The organism is Flavobacteriales bacterium, from assembly GCA_016699575.1.
Taxonomy (GTDB): Bacteria; Bacteroidota; Bacteroidia; order Flavobacteriales_F; family PHOS-HE28; genus PHOS-HE28.
Map to the genome: position 1 here is coordinate 1,055,192 of CP064979.1, position 21,283 is coordinate 1,076,474.

Genomic DNA, 21,283 nt, shown 5'->3' on the forward strand with positions numbered 1-21,283 from the left:
GCAATAGAGCATGAGCGTTGCATTGATAACCGGGAGCGGTGGCCTGATCGGGAGCGCCGCAGTGGACCACTTCGCACCGGGTTTCCAGAAGATCATCGGCATCGACAACGACATGCGCAGCGTGTTCTTCGGTGCCGAAGCGAGCACCAAGTGGAACACGCAGCAACTGATGGAGCGCACGCCCAACCTGGTGCAGCTCAACATCGACATCCGCGATCACGCCGCGTTGGAAAAGGTGTTCAAGGAGCACGGTACGTCCATTAGCCTCATCGTGCACACGGCGGCCCAACCCAGCCATGACAAGGCCGCCCAGATACCCTTCTTGGACTTCGAGGTGAACGCCAACGGCACGTTGAACCTGTTGGAGCTTACAAGGCAACACTGTCCCGAGGCCACCTTCATCTTCACCAGCACCAACAAGGTGTACGGCGACAACCCCAACCTACTGCCGCTGGTGGAGCTGGAAACGCGATGGGAACTGCAGGAGCCGCACCCCTATGCCGCCGAAGGCATCGACGAGCGCATGAGCATCGACCACACCAAGCACTCGCTCTTCGGGGCCAGCAAGGTGGCCGCCGATGTGATGGTGCAGGAATACGGGCGCTACTTCGGCATGCGCACCGGGACTTTCCGCGGCGGCTGCTTGACGGGACCCCGGCACAGCGGCGCGCAGCTGCACGGCTTCCTGAGCTACCTGATGAAGTGCGCGATCACCAAGCAGCACTACACCATCTTCGGCTACAAGGGGAAACAGGTGCGCGACAACATCCACTGCGACGACCTGGTGATGATGTTCGACCACTTCCACCGCGCGCCCCGCTCGGGCGAGGTGTACAACGCGGGCGGTGGCCGCTTCGCCAACTGCAGCATGATGGAGGCCATGGCCCTGTGCGAGGAGATCACCGGCAACAAGATGAACGTCACGTACAGTGACCTAGCCCGCAGCGGCGACCACATCTGGTACGTCAGCGACCTGCGCCGCTTCAAGGAGCACTACCCCGGCTGGGACCACCGGTACGACCTGCGGACCACGTTGGTGCAGATCCACGACGAAATGATCAGCCGCGCACGCTCATGAACCTCGACCGGATCTACGAGCACCGCTTCCGCAATGTCACGCCGGAGTCGCGGCAGGTGGTGTGGAACGAGATCGCGCAGTACATGCATGAGCGGCTGGGCCAACCCCAGGTGTTACTGGATCCCGCGGCCGGGTTGTGCGAGTACATCAACCACGCGCCAAGTCCCGAGCGTTGGGCCCAGGACATGAACCGGGCATTCTTGGAGAAACACGCCGGAAAGGGTATTCAGCTCGTGGTGGGCGATGCACTGAAAGCGGAACTTCCCGCCACGCACTTCGACGGGGTCTTCGTGAGCAACTTCCTCGAGCACCTGAACTCCCAGTACGAGGTGGCCGACTTCCTGGGCAAGATGCACGGCCACATGAAGCCCGGAGGACGCATCGCCATCATGGGCCCCAACTTCAAGTACGTTTTCAAGAACTACTTCGACTTCGCTGACCATACCGTGGTGCTGACGGAAGAAGCAGTTGTGGAACACCTTATTGGTGCTGGGTTCACCGTGGAGCATGTGCACCCACGGTTCCTGCCGTTCTCGTTCAAAGGACGCTTACCTGTTTCCCGTTGGTTGGTGCGCACCTTCCTGCGCACACCGCTGGCATGGCGGTTCCTGGGCAAGCAATTCCTCCTCATAGCGCGCAAGTGATGCTCAGTGTAGTGATCCCCGCGCACAACGAGGAGGGCAGCATTTCGCCCACCCTCGAAGCGCTTTACACCAAGCTCAGCGCCGAAGGGATCGCGCACGAACTGCTCGTGGTGAACGACCATAGCCGCGACCGAACGGCCGAAGTGCTCACGGAACTGCAACGCACCATCACCACCCTGCGCGTGGTGGAGAACCACGGGCCCGGCGGATACGGGTACGCGGTGCGGTGCGGCCTGGCCAACTTCAAAGGCGATCGTGTGGCCGTGGTGATGGCCGACCTGAGCGACTCGCCGGACGATCTGGTGAGGTTCAACCGGAAGATGGACGAGGGGTTCGACTGTGTGTTCGGCACCCGCTGGAGCATGGGCGGCAAGGTGTACGACTATCCCTTGGTCAAGCGGTGGATCAACCGTATGGCGAACAACTTGGTGCGCATCACCTTCGGACTGAAGTACAACGATTGCACCAATGCCTTCAAACTGTACAAGCGCGAAACCATCGAGGGTCTGCAACCGCTCATGTCGCCGCATTTCAACCTCACGCTCGAACTGCCGCTGAAGGCCATCGTGCGTGGCTACACGTACACGGTGCTGCCCAATAGCTGGCACAACCGGAAAGCGGGCGAAAGCAAGTTGAAGATCAAGGAAATGGGCAGCCGGTACTTTTTCATCCTGCTTTACTGCCTCATCGAAAAGCACTTTTCGAGGGGCGACTTCCGCAAGAAGCCATGAAAGCGGGGTTCATCGCTTTGGGTCGACATCCGCTGCTGATCCCAGCGTTGGTCGTCCTGAACATCCTGGCCGTCGTGGGCATGTTCATCGCCTATCGCGAACCGCACGGCGGCGACCTGTACACCTACCAGGCCTTGGCCGATGGGCTGCTGCACGGCGAGTACTCCATGTGGTGGCAACTGCCCGTGGATGTGCCCGACACGTTGCGCAACCCAGGCTATCCGGTCTTCCTGGCCTTGTTCCGGATCTTCTCCAAGAGCTTGGTGCCTGTTCAGATCGTTCAAACGCTGCTCTATTGTTTGTCCGTGTTCTGGACGGTGAAACTGATCCAACGCCTTGGTGGTAGCCGTGCGGCAGTGACGGTGTTCCTGCTGCTGCTGTTGCCGAGCATCAACATCGCGTTCTACAACACCAGTTTGTTCGCGGAGACGCTCACCCTCTTCTTCGTCACTGCGTTCATGCATGTGGCCACAGCAGGGCAGCTTGGGCCGGGCCGCGCGGTGCTCATGGGCCTGCTGTTGGGCGCTGCGTTCCAATGCCGTAGCCCCTTGCTCTACCTGCCCTTCGTCTGGGCCGCGGTGGTTTGGTGGTCCGATCGGCGCCGTGCGGTGCTGGCACCATTGGCCGTGTTCCTTGTCACCTTTGTTGCGACCACGGTACCCTATGGTCTTTGGAGCCTGCGGAACCACGGTGTCTACAGCGTTACGCCCATCGAAGGCGGCGCGGGTGTGCTGCACTTCGGATGGTGGACAGGGCGCATCCCTGGACACACGGAGAACTGGTACTGGGGCAACTTCGCCAGCGTGGAAATGGTGGACTTCGTTCCACCGGAGCAGGTACCTGCGGAAGTCGAGGCGTTTGATGCGGAATGGCGCACCATCGACAGTGCGGTAGCCCCGCTGATGAACTCCACCGACACGCTCATGCTGGCTGCGCGGGAGGAGAACCGCAACCTCTTCAAGTCGTTCAACTCGCGCTATACGCTTGAGCGCGAGCGCTTGCTGAAGGAAGCCACTCTGCGCAACGTGAAGGAGAAACCCGGATACACGTTCCTGCACTCAGCGTACACCGCTGTGCGCATGTGGGTGACGGGAGTGCAAATGGACAAGTTCCAAGGGGCATCGATGGTAGGCAAGGTGGCGCAGCTGTATCCGTTCCTGCTCACGCTGGTCATGTTCCTAATGGCCGTGTTACTGGTGCCTTGGGCATTGCTCCGTGACAAGGGCCTTTGGAAGAAGTGGCTCACCCCCTTGTTGCTGTGCGTCTATTTCGGGCTCATCCACATCCCTGCGCACATCCAATCGCGCTACACCATACCCGTTCGCATGCTGATGATGGCACTGATCGCCTTGGCACTGGTGAAATGGTTTGCTCGTCGGAACAGCGCGGCCTCGACCGGTCGGCCCTGAATGTTCACTTGAGCATCATCTCCAGTACATGGAGCGCCCGGATGGGCACAGGGTCCACAGGAATGACGATGGCATCGCCGAACGTGAAGTACATCGGATGGATCAGGCAAACAGCCAACGCGAAGAACAGGATCACGCGCGTGCGGCGTATACCGATCAATGTGGCCAGCGTGAAGACCGCGGGATACAACAGGATGAAGCCGAAGGCCATGCTCCGCGTGACATCCCACACGGCGATGGCCGCCGCTGCAACCAGTCCGAAGGTCGCCGAGTAGCCGATCGAGAGCATACGGTGACCCGTGGCCCACAGCGCGACGAAGAAGGCCGCGATGAGCAACCACGCTCCCTCGAACCCTGACCAGACGCCCCAGGCCACTTGGTCCAATTGGCTCAGGAAAGGCAAAAGGCCCAAGTGCTTTTGGCCGGTGACAAAACCACCCCACCGCACCAGCGCGAGCCTTGCGCCGACGTAGGCCACCATGCCGGCAATGCACGCCAAAGATCTCATGCCGGGGTTCAAGCGGAACCCTCCGGAGGCCGAGGGGACCGTAGCATGGTACATGGCACCGACCAACAACGCCAGGCACGCGCGTTCGTCGGTGAACGCCGCCAGGAAAGCACACACTGCGATCAGCCACGCACGTTCGGCGAAGAGCACCCAGAACAGCAGGAAATAGCCGTAACAATCCAGCATGCCCCACAGGTCGAAAAAGAACGCCGCACCCGCATAGCTGAACACCAGCAGCCCACTGAACATCAGCGCTGAAAGCCGATCGCCGGTCCGGCGGGCAACAAGGCCCATCGTGGCCCAGACCAGGACCAGGCCAAGGATGTTCTGCAGCACGAACAAACCCAATGGCCCCAGGCCGGTGAAGTATGACAGCGCCGGCACCGTCAAGCGGAATGCGATCTTCTCCAAGTGCGAGGTCGGATCGTCCTCGAACCGGTGGAAGGTGAGCGGCGCCGTGGCCTGCTCCATGATCGCATCCCACCTTGGGTTGATCTCCGTGCCCGAAAGGTGCCCCGCCAGGTAGTTGTAGTGCGGAAAGTGGCAGAACAAGGCCAGCCCGAAGAGGATGAAAGTCCACTTCAACCGCCAACGCTCACCGCTCACTGAGCGCTCCATCGCTTGCCGCCACCTACTGAGGGTCACATCGAACTCGATCATGAGTACAGGACTTCGGCCAAAGGAAGTCATTCGGCCCGTGTCAGGGGCTTTCCGAGAGCGCCTGGGCCAATCTCCAAACCGCTTGGGCCCGATGGCTGATCGCGTTCTTCTTTTCGATGGGCAGCTCGGCGAAGGTGAGGTCGCTCATATGGGGCAGGAACACAGGGTCGTAACCGAAGCCACCGGTGCCCCGCGGTTCAGTTGTGATGGTTCCGCGGACTTCTCCTTCGAACGTGCGTTCGGCACCGCCGATACCTATGTAGGCGATGCACGTGCGGAACCGTGCACCTCGATCGGTCCTTTCGCCAAGCTCCTTGAGCAGTTTGTGCATGTTCGCGATGGCATCGCGCGCTGGACCGGCGTACCGTGCGCTGAACACACCGGGCGCACCGTCCAGCGCATCCACCTCAAGACCGGTATCGTCAGCGACGCAGGCCACACCGGTGCGCTCGTGCACGTACCTCGCTTTTTGCAACGCGTTCGCCTCCAAGGTGAGCCCGGTTTCCGGCACTTCCTCCATGATGCCCGCTTCGGGGAGGGTCAAAAGCGTGAAGGTCCCTGGCAGTAGGGCGCGCAGTTCGGCCAGCTTCCCGGCATTGTTCGTGCAAACAATGAGTTCCATTTGGGTGGGCAAGCTAATCGGCGAGTACGTGGCCCCTCCGTTGAGCAGCACGGTGACTATACTTGCCTCGGAACCGGAAGCCCGGCATTCGGCAACCTTTGCTCCCCGGATCGTCCACTATTTTGATGTTGCCTGCCGGGCGTCCTGAACGGTTCGATCGATGAGCGAAAGTGTCCGCGATTTCTACGATGAATATGCCGAGCGCCAGGTGCGGCATGGCATCAACCATCGTCACATGCGTATCATGGACTGGTTGCTGCAGTTCGGGATGGGCAACACCTCGCAGGTGCTGGAGATCGGATGCGGCGTGGGTACGCAGACCGAACTCATCGCTGCTGCCGTACAGAGGGGCCGCATCGTGGCGAACGACATCAGTCCGCGGAGCGTGGACCTGGCCAAAAAGCGCTTGGCCAATGCCCCCAACGTGGAATTCCTGTTGGGCGACATCATCAGCCTGCCCGTTGCCGGCGTGTTCGATGTGATCGTACTGCCCGATGTGCTGGAGCACATCCCCATGGAAAGCCATGGGGTGCTGTTCGGGAAGATCGCGCAGTTGCTGGCGCCGGACGGTTGCGTGGTGATCAACATACCCTCGGCGCAATACCTGGAATGGAACCATCGCCATCGTCCCGACCTGCTCCAGGTGATCGATCAACCCTTGCACTTGGCCGCTGTGGCCCAACATGTCGGGAACGCCGGGCTCTATTTGCATCATGTGCAGCACTACAGCCTTTGGACCAACGGACCCGATGCCGCAGTGCTGGTGGCCAAGCACTACCGCAACGATCTGCCCTTCACCCCCGTGCATGCCCCGGCAGGCTGGGCATTGAGGCTTCGACGCCGCATAGCGAAGCTCCGTGGGCGCGTTGTTGACCCGGGCGCAGCATGAGCGTAACGCCGGTCACCGACCGATCGGGCATGAGGCGTGGCCCAGCGCAGAATGCAGTGTTCGTTGCTGCGGGCTGGTGGCCGGGGATCCACCACCCATCCGATGGCATCTTCGTTCGGGAGCACGCGGTGGCAGTAGGCAAGTTGCGGCCCAGCGCCGTGGTGCATCTGACCTTCACACGCCGCATCGCGCCGTTCAGCATCCGTTTCGACGAGTCGGTGCAGGATGGCATCGTCGTGCTCACCGGTCATATCACGGCTCCCGTGCGACGTTTCGGCGTTCACGACAGGCTGGTGCGCATGGCCTACCGCAGGGCCATCACGCGGTTGAGCGACCGGTTCACGTTCAGCGTGGCGCACATCCATGTACACACGCCCATGACGGGGAACCTGCTACCGGTCGCACGCGAGAACAAGTGGCCTGTGGTGGTCACGGAGCACAGCACGTTCTACCACAACGGTGCGGCTTTCTGGGGCGAGGCGGAACAAACGAAGTTCCGGCACCGCATGCGCCGCTGGTTCGCCGATCCTTCCATCAAGGCGGTCCTGCCCGTATCGCGCGATCTTGCGAAGACCCTTGTTGAAGGTTATGGCGTGCCACCGGGCGATATCAGCGTTGTGCCCAATATCTCGGCTCCCTGCTTCCGACCACGCGCGGTGGCAACGTCGCCGCCGTTCCGCATTGTTCTGGCAGCCTACTGGTCGGGCAACAAAGACCCGGGGCTGTTCCTTGCCGCCCTTCATCTCTTGCCGGACGATGTGAAAGCACGGTTGCGCATCGATTGGATCGGGGATGGTGACCTGATCGAACCGGTGCGGAACGCCGCTGCGCGGTTCGTTGCACAGGGGATCATGCACTTCCATGGGCGTCTTCCGAAACCCGGGCTTGCGGAATTCCTTGCGCAGGCGCACTTGCTCGTTCACCCCACCAAAGCGGAGAACCTGCCGTGCATCATACTTGAAAGCCTGTGCTGCGGCACTCCTGTGCTGAGCCATGCTGTGAACGGCGTTCCCGAACTGGTCGATGACAGCAACGGCGTGCTTTGCCCGCCAAGCGATCCGAAGGCCTTTGCGGAAGCGCTGCTGAACATCATGGAGCATCCCGGGCGTTTCGACAGGGCAAGCATCGCCGCGCGTGCCGAAGAGCGGTTCAGCGGTCCCAGTGTGGCGCAGCGGATCATCGCCGTGTATGATAGCATTGCACCTGCGCCGCTCGGCGCATGATCGAGCACTGCCATGTCGTTGAAACGGGGGATCTTCTACACCTTCCTTACGCAGGCCCCCACCCTCGTGCTCTTTTTCGGTGCCAGCTTGGCCATGACACGCCTGTTGGGCGATGTCGGCCGCGGCGAATACGCGTTGCTCACCAACAATGCAGCGCTGCTCACCATGCTGTTCGGCCTCAATCTGGGCTTCGCGATCATCTACTACACCTCCAGGTCCGACACGGAGGCGCGCGCCAGCATCGGCACGGCAGCGAGCCTTCTGCTTTTGAACATGGGCCTGGTACCCATCGTGCTACTGATCGTTTCAGGATCTTCGGAACTGAGCCCGTTCCTCCTGCCCGACGGTCGCACGCACTGGGGCTATTTGGGGTACATCTACCTCACCGTGATGCTGGGCTTGGTGAACATCGCCATTTCCTCCGTCCTGCTCGGACTGAAGAAGTTCAAGGCACTGAACGGATTGAGCCTGTTGAACGCTGGCCTCAGTGCGACGGGCTTCGCGCTGCTCTACTGGTTCCGCCACAAGGTGGCGCCGACGGATATGCTGCCCACCGTGCTGTTCGTGACCAGCGCCGCGCTGGTGTTGCAGTCATGCGTCTCCATTGGGCTCTACGTTCATCACGTACGGATCGCTCCATGGCCAGTGCGGTCCTGGACCACGCTCCGGCCCATCCTCGCATTTTCGTTGGTGGCCCACCTGAGCCATTTGGTGAACCTGATCAACTACCGCTTCGATGTATGGGTAGTGGACAACTACCACGGCGCCGCTGAGCTCGGCTTGTACGCCGTGGCCGTGGGCGTGGCCCAGTTGCTCTTCTACATCCCCGAGCCGCTCACGCGCGTGGTGCAGCCCTTCCTGTTCGGACAGGTGAAAGACGAAATGCTATCGCGGTACAAGGCCATCGCCAGGCTCAACTTCACTGCGGTGCTGCTGCTTTCCCTCCTGCTGTGCGCGACGGCCTATTGGGTCGTTCCGCTGCTGTTCGGCGAAGTGTTCCGAGGATCCGTGTTGGCCTTGCAGCTGCTGCTCCCCGGCATTGTGTGCAGCGCTTCCGCCAAATTGCTCAGCACTTTGGTGGTGCATGGTGGCTTGCAACGCTTCAGCCTTTACGCCACGATCGTGGGCGCGGTGCTCACCATCACCTTCGATCTCCTGCTCATTCCCCGTTGGGGCATCGCGGGAGCCGCTCTGGCCAGCACCGTTTCCTATGCTTCCATACTCGTGGTCGTGCTGCTGGTGATCCGCTTCCGGCTCAGCATTCCTGTGCACGATCTCTTCCTGCCGAAGGCCGATGACATCCGGCTCCTCAGGAACTACGCATCGTGGAAGTCAGGTGCGCAATAGGCCTGGGCTATCGGCGCCTGAGACTGGACCGCCCTCTACTTGAACGTGACCTTCCTGAAGTGCTGCGCATTGGAAACGCCGATCGGCTTGGTGCCGGAGACCTTCGCATCGGGCCATAACCTGGCCAAGCGATCCATCACACGCACCAACAAACCGCGGCTGTCGGGGCCAATGGTCGCATGTCCGTCCTTCCAAAGCATGTTCTGGTAATCGCTCTGTTGTGGCGCTACAGCGAAGATCTGCTTCGCCGCCGTTCGCCGGGCCATGACGAACAGATAGGATGGATGTCCGTTGACCAACGTAACGCGCTCCCGCACCTCGTCCGCGTCCTTCACTTCGTACCAATCGGCCCCGGGCCTATCGATGAAGAAAAGCAGCCTGGTCATTTCGAACCCGTTCTCCTTGGAGAACACCCTGTAGTAAAGCTCGGGGCTGAACTGGTAGAACCCGTGCCCGAAGAAGTTGTTGGCGGGTGTTATGCCGAGGTAGTGGCCACCGACCTTCAGCAGTTCCATGCAGTTCCGGATGGCGACCGGGAAATTGAAAATGTGCTCCAGTGAGCCGCCATCTATGACCGTATCGAACGCACCCTTGTGCTCGCCGTCCATCGGCAGGTTCATGTCATGGATGATACTTGCCTGCTCGTAGGGTGAAGCATCCAACGAGTCCACCGCGGTTGCGCCCAAGGCTTTCAGGAACGGCTCGGCGTATCCTTTCTCGCCCGTGATGATCTCCTCAGCATTCAGATGGCCCAAGCCGAAGTCATCGAGGTTGCGTTGAAGCACCTCCGCGCTCAGGTGCAATCCCTGCCTTCCGATCATCACCGTCCTGCCGAAGGACAGTCCCTTCGCCTTCGCATGGATCAGCAGCTTGGTGCCAGTGTGATTGAATCCCATGCTATTTCCCTGCTCGTACGGAGTGCGTTGCCTTGCGTGATCTATTGCTGAACCTCGCCCACAACGCATGAGCCGCCAGCACGGCCACCGTTAGCGTGAGCGGGAACGTGGGCACCAAGTAACGCATCTCGCACAGGCGCATGGCGATGGAGTGGATCAGGACACCGTACACCACCGTGCCCACCAGCATCAGGTAGGCCGTATCGCGGCGGTTGAACCACAACAGTACGAGCCCGCCGATCATGCCCAGCGCAACCGCGAACACGTACAACCCGCTCTGGTAAAGCTTGATACCGCGTTCCCACCAAGCCATCTCGGGCCAGGCCTTCTGGAAGATGAGCGAACTGCCTGAGTGGTTGAGCAAGTGGCCCACGAGAACGACCCGCGACCAGACGTGGTACCGGAAAGGATGCTCTTCCACGAAGGCCGCCCGGTATCGCATGGCCCGCTCCCACACCAAGGCCCGCAGGCTGTCCTGCTTCACCTGGGGATAAGCAGTGTCGTAACGGTGCTCGAACAGCGGACGGAACAACAGCAGGCTGTCGCGGTTGTACTCCGAGGTGTAGATGTATTCCGGCGGCTCCTTGTCCACCCGCGGCAACGGTGCCATGCCGGGCGGGCGCTGTTCGTACAAACCGTAGAAGCGTAGGTCGCTCTGCGGATCCCAGTAGTTGTTGTTGCCGCCGTACGCCGTCACGAACTGCAGCATGGCGTAATAGGAACCTTTCAGGAACGTCGGATTGTACAACCCGTTCGTCAGCGGCCGAACCTCGCCGTACACCTTGTAATTGCGCACCACCCAGGCACCATCGATGACCAGCCATGGTAGGACGAACAGCAGCACATGGCCTAACCTCAGGCGCCAGGTATGGCCTTTGCGCAACAACAACAACAAGCCCAAGCAAGGGAAGAGAAGAGCGTAGATGGGCCGCAGGAAGATGGCCCATGTGAGCATGAGGCCCGCAACCCACAACCATGCTCTGCGACCGGAGCGCAAGTGCGCCAACAAACTGAACACCGCCAGCGTGGTGGCGGAAGCGCAAAAGCTGTCCGTCATCAGTTGCAGCTCATAGCGCGAATGGAACATGGCCGTGCACGAGATGACGAAGGCCAGTGCCGTCCACAGCTTGGATCGCGTGAGCCACAGCACGATCACTGTACAGGCCCAAGCTGCCAGGCACCCGAAGACGAGTTGGAGCAGCACCATGGCATCGTGCGCGGCCAAGCGCGGCAGCACCGCTCGGAACACAAGCAACGGCGGTGCATAGCCCGGCATGCGGTGATCGTCGAACACTTGGCCGTGCTCCAGGAGTTCATCCACCGGTCCCACGTACCCCGGGCTATCGTCCATCCACTGGGCGAAGTGCCCGTCAGGCATCAAGCCACCGAAGTCGATGATGAAATAGATGAAGATGAGGCCCTTGATGAGCAACGTGGCCAAAAGGCCAAGGGTGTGGAAACGCCAATTGTGCTGCACAGTACCGGATACGACCATCACGACGGCGATGCCCGGTGTGGGTTGCGCGACGGGCGGGCAAATAAACGATGCGCACGGACGCGCTCTCAGGGTATCGGCCCTAAGTAGTGATCGAGCAACTCGGCGATCGATCGATCGTCACTGCGCTGGTCCATGGTCCAGTGACCGCACAACCGAACAATCGCGGCACAGCTTGGATAAAGTGTCCCTATTCAGCACCATCTTTCCACCATGACTTCCGCAGCGGCATTGCTGGACTTGTACTCTGGAGCTTGGGAAAGACTTGTTGGCCAACGCGATGCATGGGACCGAACGCCACTAGGTGCATGGGACGGACCGGATACGCAAGTCCCCACATCTCCAAACTACTGTTCGAACGCGGCTTCCGGCCTTCGTACCCGAACGGCGGCAAGTTCGCCGTGTGCCTAAGCCACGATGTGGACCTATTGCACACCACCAGGCGCGAATTGTTCGGCACCATGCGGCGTGGCCATCGACCAATGGACGGAAAGAACCTCAGGGCTCTACTGAGCGGAGGAGTGGATCCCGTCCATGCGCTGAACCCACTGCTGGAGATCGAGTCGCGTATGGACGTGACCTCAACGTTCTACTTCCTTGCCTTGAAGCCCGGTGACGAAGACTTCAACTTCGACTTGTCCTACGCAGCCGGTGAAATTGGTGCGGTTCTCCGCGCGGGGTGTGAGGTTGGCCTGCATGGTGGACACAAGGCCTATGCGAGCGCTGCCGTGCTTTCTGAAGAAATGGGCCGATTGAAGACCGCGCTGGGAGGCAAGGCCGTTGCCGGATATCGAGGCCACTACTTGCGCTTCAGGGTGCCGGATACGTGGCATCTTCTTGAGCAAGCAGGGTTCACCTATGACACTAGGCTCGGTTGGTCCGAATCCATTGGATTCAGGAGCGGCTTGTGCTACCCCTACCACCCGTTCAACCAAACAACGGGAAAACGGACCGGCATCGCCGAACTTCCCCTGGCTGTAATGGAGAGGTCCTTGTTCGAGTACATGCGCTTGCCTTATGAGCAGGCGCTATCAACCTTTTGGCGGTTGGTGGATGAAGTGGAAAGCTGCCAGGGTGTTCTCACGTTGCTCTGGCACAACGGGTTTCCGCTTGTTCCGTACTCCACCTACGCCGAACTCGTCAGGAAACTCAAGGACAGAGGGGCATGGTTCGCCACAGGCACCCAGTTGTTGGAGCATTGGATCTCGGCAGGTTACTTCGGCCAGATGGAAGGACTCCTGGATGAACTTTTGGCAGAACGGTCATGAGCGTTGCCATCGCGCGGATCGATCCGCTCAAAGACCAGGACAGCCTCCTGCCGTTCCTGATCGCGAACGTGAACGACAGGATGAACCCTGACGGCTACCGTTGGCAATTCGAGGGCATACCCCAACCTGCGATCTTCATAACCGGCCAAGAACTGGAGGAAATAGTCTGCACCCAGAGCTTCTTGCCGCATGGTTTGATGGTGAACGGAGCAATAGTGCCCACGGTCAAGAGCGAGCACAGTTTCCTGGTTCCTGCCAAACGGGGCACGAGCGTTTTCACGGACTCCTATGCGCTTGGCCTGGACCTATGCGCGAAGGCTGGGACACATACTTGCTGGGGATTCACCCCTGCGTGAAAGTCTGGCGCAACCGGCTCGGCTTCCAGGTCTTCGAGGACGATATGGTTGAAACCACCTCGATGCTGTACCGGCCCTCGGTGCAGAGCGTACGTTCGCTGCGCTCCGCCGCGCGATTTCTGCGGTCCTACCTGGCCTACTTGCCGTTCGCTTTCAAGCGGCACGAAACCCGGAAGGACATCAAGTGGGAGAACAGCTTGCCGTCGGATGCCGAGATCACACAGCTCTTTCGGCATGTCGCAGGCCCCCGATGTATCCACTTGCACCTCTCGGTCCAGTTCCGGGCCTGGCGCATGGACACGAACCCGAACATCGGATACGGCTACATAGCGATGCGTGGTGGGTCCGGAGACCTATTGGGATTCGCGGTGATCGGCAAGGACCATCGTGACCCGAGCACTGTTCACTTGGCGGAAGCAATTGCTTCTGACACCGGATCGTTGAAGGCGCTGCTGGACAAGATCGCTTTGGAGCACAAGGCGCCGGGGCGTGTGCTTCGCGCCTTCGCGAACAAGCAGGATCCACTCTTCGAACGTCTGTGGGCGGCATTGAGCGATCGTTTCGCTTCCAAGGTCACCGTCAACCCGGGAATGGCGTTCGTTCTGAAGACCGATATCCCGGATGCAACCATTGACCGCTGGCACATCGGCGCGTTGTGGACGCAAGGATTCCATCGGTAGATGCCGGTCGAAAAAGACCGTTGCCCGTGTTCGGCGGACCGTCGGTAGCATGATTACTTGCAGCCCGTGGCGCCGCCCAGCATCCTCATCCTCTGCTACCAGTTCCCGCCGGTGAACGGCACGGGCGCCCGAAGGCCCTACTACTTGGCGCGGGCGTTGGCCGATGATGGCCACCGCGTAGGCGTCCTTACCACCGACATCGGCGAAGCGCAGCCATGGCTGCCCGACACAAGCGGCATAGAGGTCTATCGCACGCCCAAAACCACCGTGCAGCGCGACTTGTCCGCATGGCAACGCTGGTTGGCCAAGCTCTACTGGAGCCACCAAGGCAAGCCGGGGCACGGTCTGGTGCGCATCGCCGCCGATCTACTGTTGCCCGAGGGCCATATCGACCGGTGGGACATCCTGCCGGAGGAAGTGGAGCAGCATCTGGGGCGTTACGACATCGTATTGGCCACTTGCCCCAGCTGGTATCCGTTCAGGTTGGCGGCCAAGCTGGTCGATCGCTGGAGCGCCCTCTTCGTCGCCGACTACCGCGACCCCTGGACGCTGCGCATACCCACGTTGCACCTGCAAGGCTTCACGCAGTTCGGCACCGGACTGAGCGGGTGGCTGCGCAAGCGGAAGATGGAACGCGCCGAGCGTCGCTGGCCGGGACGGGCCTTCGCACTTACGGCCATCAGTGCCCCGCTGCTCGACAACGCAAGGCTCACCACCGGCGTGCAACGAGGGGCGGTTTTCCATGGCGGATTCGACCCGTTGTTGCGCCCGCAGCCTTATCTACGGCGGGAGCAGTTCAACATCGTTTACACAGGGCGTGTGTACGCCCAGCAGGATTGGTACGGAGTGATGCGGGCATTGGACCTTGTCCGCGAGCGCGATCCATCGCTGGCAAAGCACCTGTGCATTTCATTGTACGGGGCGGTGAGCGAGAGCGACGCGCTGCTCGGGGACCTTAAGACCTTCGGTGAGCGGACCGGCATGATCCGCTTGCTGCCGCGCTTGGGCCGCGATGAAACCATGCTGGCACAGCAAACCGCCGACGCCGTGCTGCACATCTCACCGGACGACCACCAAGGCGGCCTGCCCGTGAAGTTCCTGGAGTACCTCGGTTGCGGAAGACCGATCCTGTTGTTCATCAAGAAGGCCGACCTGGAATCGGAAGCTGTTGCCACGACACGCACCGGCGCGATCGCGAACAACGTTGAAGCCCTGGCCGACATCCTGCACCACCGCGCAACGCAATGGCAGCAAGGCCTTATGTGGACCATCGAGCCCAACCCTACCGAACTGCAGCGCTTCGACTACGGCCGCAACATGAAAGCCATGGCGGCCCAACTGAGGGCCTGGCACGCGGAGTTCAATACCAAGTGACCCACCGCGCGTTCGAAGCGCCATATTCGCATCCGATGATCGCCAACAAACGCGTGCTGGTACTGGCCCCGCATACCGATGATGGGGAGTTCGGGTGCGGTGGCACCATGGCCAAGCTCATCGAGCAAGGCAACGACGTGCATTGCGCCGCTTTCTCGGCCTGCCAACAGAGCGTTCTGCCAACGCTCCCGTCGGACATCCTCATCACCGAAGTGAAGGCGGCATCGAAGGTGCTGGGCTTGGCAGCTGATCGGTTGATCCTCTTCGATTATCAGGTACGCACGTTCAACTACCACCGCCAGGACATCCTGGAGAAGCTCATTGCGTTGCGGGCGGACATCAAACCGGACATCGTACTGATGCCATCCTTGAACGACATCCACCAGGACCACCACACGATCGCCCAAGAAGGCATCCGCGCGTTCAAGCACTGCAGCATCCTGGCCTACGAAGTGCCATGGAACAACCTCACGTTCAACAGCTCGTCTTTCTGCCTGTTGAACGAAGAGCATGTGGAACGCAAGGTGCGCGCCCTGGCCGAGTACAAGAGCCAGGCCCACAGGCCCTATGCGAACGAGGAGTTCATCCGGGCGTTGGCACGCACCCGCGGCGTACAGATCGGCGCGCAATACGCGGAGTGCTTCGACGTGGTGCGTTGGCTGATCTGAAGTACCATGACCATCCGCGAACTGCTGGGCAAGCTGGTGCACGAGGAGCTGATCGGTGATCCCGATGCGGTCATCAATGCTGCGGTTCCCCTGGATCCCGGCAATACGCGCCCTGACGTGATCAGTTGGTGCAACATGGCGAACGTTCCGAAGTTGGCCTCATTGAAGGCAGGGGCGGTCATCGTTCCTGCGGACGCTGCGCCTTTGCCGAGTGGAGACCTTGTGCACTTCATCCGTTGCAAGGATCCGCGGGGGGCCTTCCGTGACGTGTTCAACCTGCTGCATCCACCACGGCCGCGCGTGGCGTTCAGATCGCCCAGTGCCATCGTTCATCCTTCCGCCACCATCGGCCGCGACGTGCACATAGGGCACAACGTGGTGGTGGATGAAGGCTGTGCGATCGGCGATGGATCCATCATCGGGCACAATTCCGTTCTGCTGAACGCGGTGCAGGTCGGCAAACGGGTGGTGATCGGGTGCAACTGCACCATCGGCGGCACCGGGTTCGGCTACCAGCCCGATGCGAACGGGGACCAGGTGCTGATGCCGCACATGGGCAGCGTTGTGCTCGGCGATGATGTGGAGATCGGGAACAACACCTGCATTGACCGCGGAGGCTTGGGCAACACCGTGCTGGAGCGCAACGTGAAGGTGGACAACCTGGTGCACATCGCGCACAATGCCGTCATCGGGGAAAACTCCCTGGTGATCGCCCATGCCATGGTGGCGGGCAGTTGCAAGGTTGGCCGCAACGCATGGATCGCACCCAACGCCGCCATCCGCAACAAGGTGAACGTGGGCGACAACGCCACGGTGGGCCTGGGAGCCGTGGTGGTGAAGGATGTGGCCGATGGGACTGTCGTGGCGGGCAATCCGGCAAGGCCAATGCAAGGCCGATGAACAGTCAACCGGCCGACCATTCCAGTGCACGAGCGCTGGCCGTTGTCACCGCACGGACCGTCATTGGTCCTTGCCAAATGCACCTGATACCGGATATGTTGCGGGGATGGGGCAGGCTCCGCAACCCATCAACACCGGCATGATCAGCGTTATCATGCCCGCCTTCAATGCCGAGCGCTACATCGGCAACGCCATCGCTTCCGTGCTGGCGCAGGACCATCGCGACCTGGAACTGCTCGTGGTGGACAACAACAGCACCGACGGCACTTCGGCGGTGGTCCGGTCGTTCAACGATGATCGCGTCCGGTTGCTGCACCAGCCGCGGCAGGGCGTTAGCGCGGCTCGCAACAAGGCCTTGGAGCAGATGCGCGGCCAGTTCTTCTGCTTCATGGATGCTGACGATGCCATGCCTGCGGGCAGCATTTCGGCGCGCTTCCATGAGCTATTGGCCGATCCGGGGATCAGCTTCGTGGACGGGACGGTGCAAGTGACCGACGCCCATATGAGCACCATTGTCGCCGAGTGGCGGCCCACCTACCGTGGTGTCCCCTATGCGCCATTGCTCCAACTGAGCTCATCCTGCTTCTTCGCCACCACATGGCTCATACGCCGGGTGCCCGGCCGGGAATACCATTTCGATGAGCGCCTCACCCATGCCGAGGACCTGCTCTTCCTGATCAGCATTGCGCGCGACGGCCGCTACACGTACACGGACAACCCGGTCCTGAAATACCGCAAAGGCCACACCTCGGCCATGAACGACCTTGGAGGGCTGCACCGCGGCTATCGAGGACTGGTGAGTGCTGTGCCCAACCTCCCCGACCCGCCAGAACAACGCGTTGTGGATGCCATGTGGCAGAAGATCAAGCGCATCATGTGGCGTTCTTACCTGAAGAGGGCGCAACCACTGAACGCTTTGAAGGTCCGGTTGGAGCATCGACCTGCGCCGTTCGCATGAGGATCCTCTACATCAGTTACTGGAGCCTGAGCGATCCGCTCACCGCTGCCGCCATCTATCCGTACCTGCCCATCATGGTGCAGGAAAAAGGAGCGGAAGTGGTGCTCTACACCTTCGAGACCTCAAGAGACCGGTTGGAAGAGCGACCGTTCAGCATGCCGGGGGTGGAGCACAGGCCGCTCCATCCGCGGCAGTGGCTCAACAACACCCTGGCCAAAGTGGAACTGATCGTGCGTGGCCGGAGGGAACTGATCCGGGAAGCACGCAACGGCGGCTACGATCTGGTGTTCGCAAAAGGCTCCATGGCCGGGGCTTTCGCGCACATGGTCCATACGGCCACCGGGCTTCCCTACGTGGTCGAATCCTTCGAACCGCACAGCGAATACATGGCCGAATGCGGTGTATGGCCCAAAGGCGGTCTGCGGTACCGCTATTTCGGGCATTATGAGAGGCTGCAAGTACAACACGCACAGCGCGTCATCACCGTAACCCACAACCATCGCAACGACCTCATTGCATCCGGGGTGGACGCGCAGCGCGTCTCCGTCATTCCCAGCATTACCGACTTGGAACGGTTCCGGTTCAACGCGACCGATCGAGCGCGGCGCCGTGCCGAACTGGGCATACCCGAGCATGCGTGCGTGGGCATCTATGTGGGCAAGTTCGGCGGGCTCTATTTCGATCAAGAGGCTTTCGTCATCTTCAAGCGGGCCATGGAGCGGCTGAACGGAACGCACATCATCGTGCTCTCGCCGATGGCCAGGGAGTGGATCAATGGGCGGGCGCGCGCCGCAGGCATCGACTTATCGCGGTTCCATGTCCTGAGCGTGCAGCACCAGGATGTCCCCTCTTACCTGTCGGCCGGCGATATCGCCTTCAGCCCCATTAAACCGGCACCCATCAAACTCTACCAATGCCCGGTGAAGAACGGCGAGTACTGGGCGAACGGGCTTCCGATCCTGATGACCGACCTCGTGGCCGACGACCACCGCCTTCTGCGGCAAGGCATCGGCGGCAGCGTTCATGGTCCGGCCTTGGAGCGTTTGGACGAGGCGTTGCAGGTGCTCGATCGCATTGTGATGGACCCCGCATACCGCACGAAAATGGCCGAACTGGCCCGGCAGTACAAATCGTTGGACCTGGCCCGCGAAGTCTACTGGACGCTCTTCTGAAGTGCCGTACGGTCGCGCCGCTCCGGCACCTGGCCATCAGGCCGATCGTCTCCCTCCCATAAGGACCCGCACGGCACCACGCTGCCGCTCGGCCTTTGCCCGCTGGGCCTTCGGCACCGCGTAGAGCTTGATGGCTATGTAAAGCCCCGACAGGAAGAACGGCAGCATGGGGATCTTGAACCGTACCAGGGAACCAAAGTTGGACGTGGTGAAGCCGATCATGAAGCCGAAGCACAGCGAGAAAAGAATGCAGAATGCAACGAGGGGGTCGCGGAAGATGGCATAGCCCAAGCGTATGAGCTTGGTGCGCCACAACAACTGCAGCACCAACACCATGAGGAACGTGTTCTCCAATGCACTGAAAAGCATAACGATGTTGTTCACGTCCCACAAGTAGGGCCTGAACAGGCCGGCAAGCGTTGCCGGTACCACTTTGCTCAGGGCACCCTGCCACGTTGGGTCGAATTCGCCGATGTTGAAGCTGTTGCCGCCGACCATATCGCTGCGCAAATAGGTCGAGGTGGTGGCCGCCGTTTGGAGCGCTTCGTCCAAGGAGAACTTACCCAAGGTGCCGCCCAGACGGTTCAGCACGTAAAGGCTGCCCGTGATGAAGCCCACCGTAGCCCCGGGCAGCACGACGAATTTGACGAGCAGGTTGCGGATCCGCCGGATGCGGTCGTTGAACACCCAATACATGGTGCCTGGGAACAGCAACATGAAGATGTACGGCTTGAGCGAAAGCAACAACCACACTGCGATCAGAGCCCCTGCCACGGCCCGCAGCTTGAAGTTGCGCCGAACGAGCACGATATCAACGTACGAAACGTACCAACCGGTGGCGGCAAGTGTGAAGGGATCCTTCATGATGCCGCTGCCCCAGAAAACGGTACTGGGAATGAACAGTACACCGATGGCCAGTGGCCTCATCAAGGCCGGATAGTACCGTACGAACATCAAGTACAGCCGCCACACCCCTTCGTAGGAAACATAGGCCACGAGTATGGTTGTGAGGAAGTAGCTCCGGAACGCGATGATCATCAACGGGCTGATCAAGCGCACCACCATGTAGGAACGCGGGTCCTCGTAGAACCAGCCCACGACCCACCCGGTGCTGTAACCGAAGGTCTCATTGTAGAGATCCCAATCCATGGGGCCCAGCACGAGCTTGAAATAGGCGATGGGATCGTCATAGAAAACGTTGACAAGCGCACGGGCACTCTCAAAGTAGCTCACCGTATCACCGTAACCGTAGTAGTAGAGGTAGATGATCCCGAACATGAGACCTCCGACGACCTTGGCATACATGCCGAACAGGTAATACGCGTACTCCGGCTGCCGCTTGATGTGCCGGTTCTTGCGGCTACTTGCGATCATGTACAGGACCAACAGGTAGACCGGAATGAGCACATACTCCCACGCTTGGATCGCAATGAATCCTTGGTAATCGGTACGGATCATGCGTGTCGCGCGGATTCTGGGCCTGGCGCGTTCAAGCGTTCCAGCAATGGCGAAGGAACGGCGATCGCGGCGAACGCACGCCCTGATCGCTTACGCTTGTGCCCTGTAATGGCCGTAGCCGCACCCATTATCGTCGTTCCGCGAAGCGGCCTGTGCAATCGTATGCGGGCAATGGACTCGGCCATGGTCCTGGGCAAAATGCTGCACCGGCCAGTACAGGTGCTATGGGCGCCCGAACCGGGCCTGGCCGCGCGCTTCCATGATCTTTTCGAACCGGTCCCCGGAGTGCGCATGTCCGACCACCTCGGTATCGCCGCCTCTGCCCTGCTGCGTTGGGGCCGGCATCCGATGCTGCGCTCGGCGTGGCGCAGGCTTACCGGTGGGGCCTACTACCACTTCGATATGCACGAGGAATTGGTGAAGGACATCGGGATGGACGGTGCAGGACTGGCCCACGGCCCGGTGCGCATTGCCAATGTGAGCCGGTTCTTCGGAACGGCACCGCGCTACGCACAGTTCTTGCCTGTGGCGCGGCTGCGTCAGCGGATCGAGGAGGTGGCGGACCGGTTCACCAACACCACCATCGGGGTTCACATCAGGCGCACGGACAATGTGGAGTCCATCGCGGTAAGCACCGATGAGCGCTTCGTGGCGCATATGCTAGCGGCCGTGGAGGCCGATCCGGCCACCACCTTCTACCTGGCGAGCGACAGCCACGCGTCAAAGCGTTCGATGCTGGACCGGTTCGGCGACCGCGTGGTCACGGACATGAGGCCTACGGAGCGCGGCACGCTGGCCGGCATGGAGGAAGCCGTGGTGCAGCTCTATGCATTGGCACGCACTCGAAAGGTGCTCGGATCGTATTGGAGTTCCTTCTCGCACACGGCTGCCCACATCGGGGGCATCGACGAAGTGATCGTGCGCTGAAAACCCGGCCCGTTGCCCCG

At 60.7% G+C, this 21,283-nt stretch carries 21 protein-coding genes; 16 read left to right on the forward strand and 5 right to left on the reverse strand.

The annotated features are described in order from the left end of the window. Nucleotides 1-10 precede the first annotated feature (10 nt). The 4 genes from IPJ76_04310 to IPJ76_04325 are packed head-to-tail and all read left to right on the forward strand — an operon-like array spanning nucleotide 11 to nucleotide 3,862. Entirely contained in the window at nucleotides 11-1,078 is a 1,068-nt protein-coding gene (locus IPJ76_04310) for an NAD-dependent epimerase/dehydratase family protein (GenBank protein QQR87455.1), read from the forward strand. Further along, nucleotides 1,075-1,722: a class I SAM-dependent methyltransferase gene (locus IPJ76_04315; GenBank protein ID QQR87456.1), complete on the forward strand. Its 648-nt coding sequence runs from the start codon at nucleotides 1,075-1,077 to the stop codon at nucleotides 1,720-1,722. The genes IPJ76_04310 and IPJ76_04315 overlap by 4 nt, the downstream gene beginning before the upstream one ends. Next, on the forward strand, nucleotides 1,719-2,453 hold the full coding sequence (locus IPJ76_04320; protein QQR87457.1) for a glycosyltransferase family 2 protein: 735 nt from the start codon (nucleotides 1,719-1,721) through the stop codon (nucleotides 2,451-2,453). Before IPJ76_04315 ends, IPJ76_04320 begins: the two co-directional genes overlap by 4 nt. Next, complete coding sequence (locus tag IPJ76_04325) at nucleotides 2,450-3,862, forward strand: glycosyltransferase family 39 protein (protein QQR87458.1); 1,413 nt, start codon at nucleotides 2,450-2,452, stop codon at nucleotides 3,860-3,862. Before IPJ76_04320 ends, IPJ76_04325 begins: the two co-directional genes overlap by 4 nt. A 4-nt stretch (nucleotides 3,863-3,866) precedes the next feature. Here the strand turns inward: IPJ76_04325 and IPJ76_04330 are convergent, their stop codons facing one another. Both IPJ76_04330 and rdgB read right to left on the reverse strand, forming a co-directional pair. Further along, the gene (locus IPJ76_04330) at nucleotides 3,867-5,030 is read right to left on the reverse strand and encodes a hypothetical protein (GenBank protein QQR87459.1); all 1,164 of its coding nucleotides are present in this window, start codon (nucleotides 5,028-5,030) and stop codon (nucleotides 3,867-3,869) included. A 40-nt stretch (nucleotides 5,031-5,070) separates the two neighbouring features. Next, nucleotides 5,071-5,652: an RdgB/HAM1 family non-canonical purine NTP pyrophosphatase gene (gene rdgB, locus IPJ76_04335; protein QQR87460.1), complete on the reverse strand. Its 582-nt coding sequence runs from the start codon at nucleotides 5,650-5,652 to the stop codon at nucleotides 5,071-5,073. Between the two features lie 160 nt (nucleotides 5,653-5,812). Here rdgB and IPJ76_04340 point away from each other — a divergent pair, with 160 nt between their 5' ends. From IPJ76_04340 to IPJ76_04350, 3 genes are read left to right on the forward strand one after another with little or no spacing between them, the layout of a single operon-like run. Beyond that, nucleotides 5,813-6,541 carry a class I SAM-dependent methyltransferase gene (locus IPJ76_04340; protein ID QQR87461.1) on the forward strand — a complete coding sequence of 243 codons (729 nt, stop codon included), beginning with the start codon at nucleotides 5,813-5,815 and terminating at the stop codon, nucleotides 6,539-6,541. After that, complete coding sequence (locus IPJ76_04345) at nucleotides 6,538-7,764, forward strand: glycosyltransferase (GenBank protein ID QQR87462.1); 1,227 nt, start codon at nucleotides 6,538-6,540, stop codon at nucleotides 7,762-7,764. Before IPJ76_04340 ends, IPJ76_04345 begins: the two co-directional genes overlap by 4 nt. A 12-nt stretch (nucleotides 7,765-7,776) precedes the next feature. After that, nucleotides 7,777-9,111: a polysaccharide biosynthesis C-terminal domain-containing protein gene (locus tag IPJ76_04350; protein QQR87463.1), complete on the forward strand. Its 1,335-nt coding sequence runs from the start codon at nucleotides 7,777-7,779 to the stop codon at nucleotides 9,109-9,111. A gap of 35 nt (nucleotides 9,112-9,146) precedes the next feature. Here IPJ76_04350 and IPJ76_04355 read toward each other — a convergent pair whose 3' ends face one another. Both IPJ76_04355 and IPJ76_04360 read right to left on the reverse strand, forming a co-directional pair. After that, entirely contained in the window at nucleotides 9,147-10,007 is an 861-nt protein-coding gene (locus IPJ76_04355) for a class I SAM-dependent methyltransferase (GenBank protein ID QQR87464.1), read from the reverse strand. 1 nt (nucleotide 10,008) lies between these two features. Beyond that, a complete protein-coding gene (locus IPJ76_04360; GenBank protein ID QQR87465.1) occupies nucleotides 10,009-11,502 on the reverse strand; it encodes a hypothetical protein in 1,494 nt (497 codons plus the stop codon). A 308-nt stretch (nucleotides 11,503-11,810) separates the two neighbouring features. Here IPJ76_04360 and IPJ76_04365 point away from each other — a divergent pair, with 308 nt between their 5' ends. The 8 genes from IPJ76_04365 to IPJ76_04400 all read left to right on the forward strand — a co-directional run bounded on the left by IPJ76_04365 (nucleotide 11,811) and on the right by IPJ76_04400 (nucleotide 18,878). Continuing rightward, a complete protein-coding gene (locus IPJ76_04365; GenBank protein ID QQR87466.1) occupies nucleotides 11,811-12,770 on the forward strand; it encodes a polysaccharide deacetylase family protein in 960 nt (319 codons plus the stop codon). Next, on the forward strand, nucleotides 12,767-13,126 hold the full coding sequence (locus IPJ76_04370) for a hypothetical protein (protein QQR87467.1): 360 nt from the start codon (nucleotides 12,767-12,769) through the stop codon (nucleotides 13,124-13,126). Before IPJ76_04365 ends, IPJ76_04370 begins: the two co-directional genes overlap by 4 nt. Next, the gene (locus IPJ76_04375; GenBank protein ID QQR87468.1) at nucleotides 13,123-13,806 is read left to right on the forward strand and encodes a hypothetical protein; all 684 of its coding nucleotides are present in this window, start codon (nucleotides 13,123-13,125) and stop codon (nucleotides 13,804-13,806) included. The genes IPJ76_04370 and IPJ76_04375 overlap by 4 nt, the downstream gene beginning before the upstream one ends. A gap of 66 nt (nucleotides 13,807-13,872) precedes the next feature. Next, a complete protein-coding gene (locus tag IPJ76_04380; GenBank protein QQR87469.1) occupies nucleotides 13,873-15,180 on the forward strand; it encodes a hypothetical protein in 1,308 nt (435 codons plus the stop codon). Nucleotides 15,181-15,215: 35 nt separating this feature from the next. Next, nucleotides 15,216-15,848 carry a PIG-L family deacetylase gene (locus IPJ76_04385; protein QQR87470.1) on the forward strand — a complete coding sequence of 211 codons (633 nt, stop codon included), beginning with the start codon at nucleotides 15,216-15,218 and terminating at the stop codon, nucleotides 15,846-15,848. A 6-nt stretch (nucleotides 15,849-15,854) separates the two neighbouring features. Beyond that, nucleotides 15,855-16,748 (forward strand): UDP-3-O-(3-hydroxymyristoyl)glucosamine N-acyltransferase, encoded by an 894-nt coding sequence (locus IPJ76_04390; protein ID QQR87471.1) that lies wholly within the window; start codon nucleotides 15,855-15,857, stop codon nucleotides 16,746-16,748. Nucleotides 16,749-16,887: 139 nt separating this feature from the next. Then, the gene (locus IPJ76_04395) at nucleotides 16,888-17,706 is read left to right on the forward strand and encodes a glycosyltransferase family 2 protein (GenBank protein ID QQR87472.1); all 819 of its coding nucleotides are present in this window, start codon (nucleotides 16,888-16,890) and stop codon (nucleotides 17,704-17,706) included. Then, nucleotides 17,703-18,878 carry a glycosyltransferase gene (locus tag IPJ76_04400; GenBank protein ID QQR87473.1) on the forward strand — a complete coding sequence of 392 codons (1,176 nt, stop codon included), beginning with the start codon at nucleotides 17,703-17,705 and terminating at the stop codon, nucleotides 18,876-18,878. Before IPJ76_04395 ends, IPJ76_04400 begins: the two co-directional genes overlap by 4 nt. 36 nt (nucleotides 18,879-18,914) lie before the next feature. On the opposite strand, the gene IPJ76_04405 is transcribed toward IPJ76_04400, so the two are convergent. Then, nucleotides 18,915-20,336 (reverse strand): hypothetical protein, encoded by a 1,422-nt coding sequence (locus IPJ76_04405; GenBank protein QQR87474.1) that lies wholly within the window; start codon nucleotides 20,334-20,336, stop codon nucleotides 18,915-18,917. 171 nt (nucleotides 20,337-20,507) lie between these two features. On the opposite strand from IPJ76_04405, the gene IPJ76_04410 reads away from it, so the two are divergent. Next, a complete protein-coding gene (locus tag IPJ76_04410; GenBank protein QQR87475.1) occupies nucleotides 20,508-21,263 on the forward strand; it encodes a hypothetical protein in 756 nt (251 codons plus the stop codon). Nucleotides 21,264-21,283 lie beyond the last annotated feature (20 nt).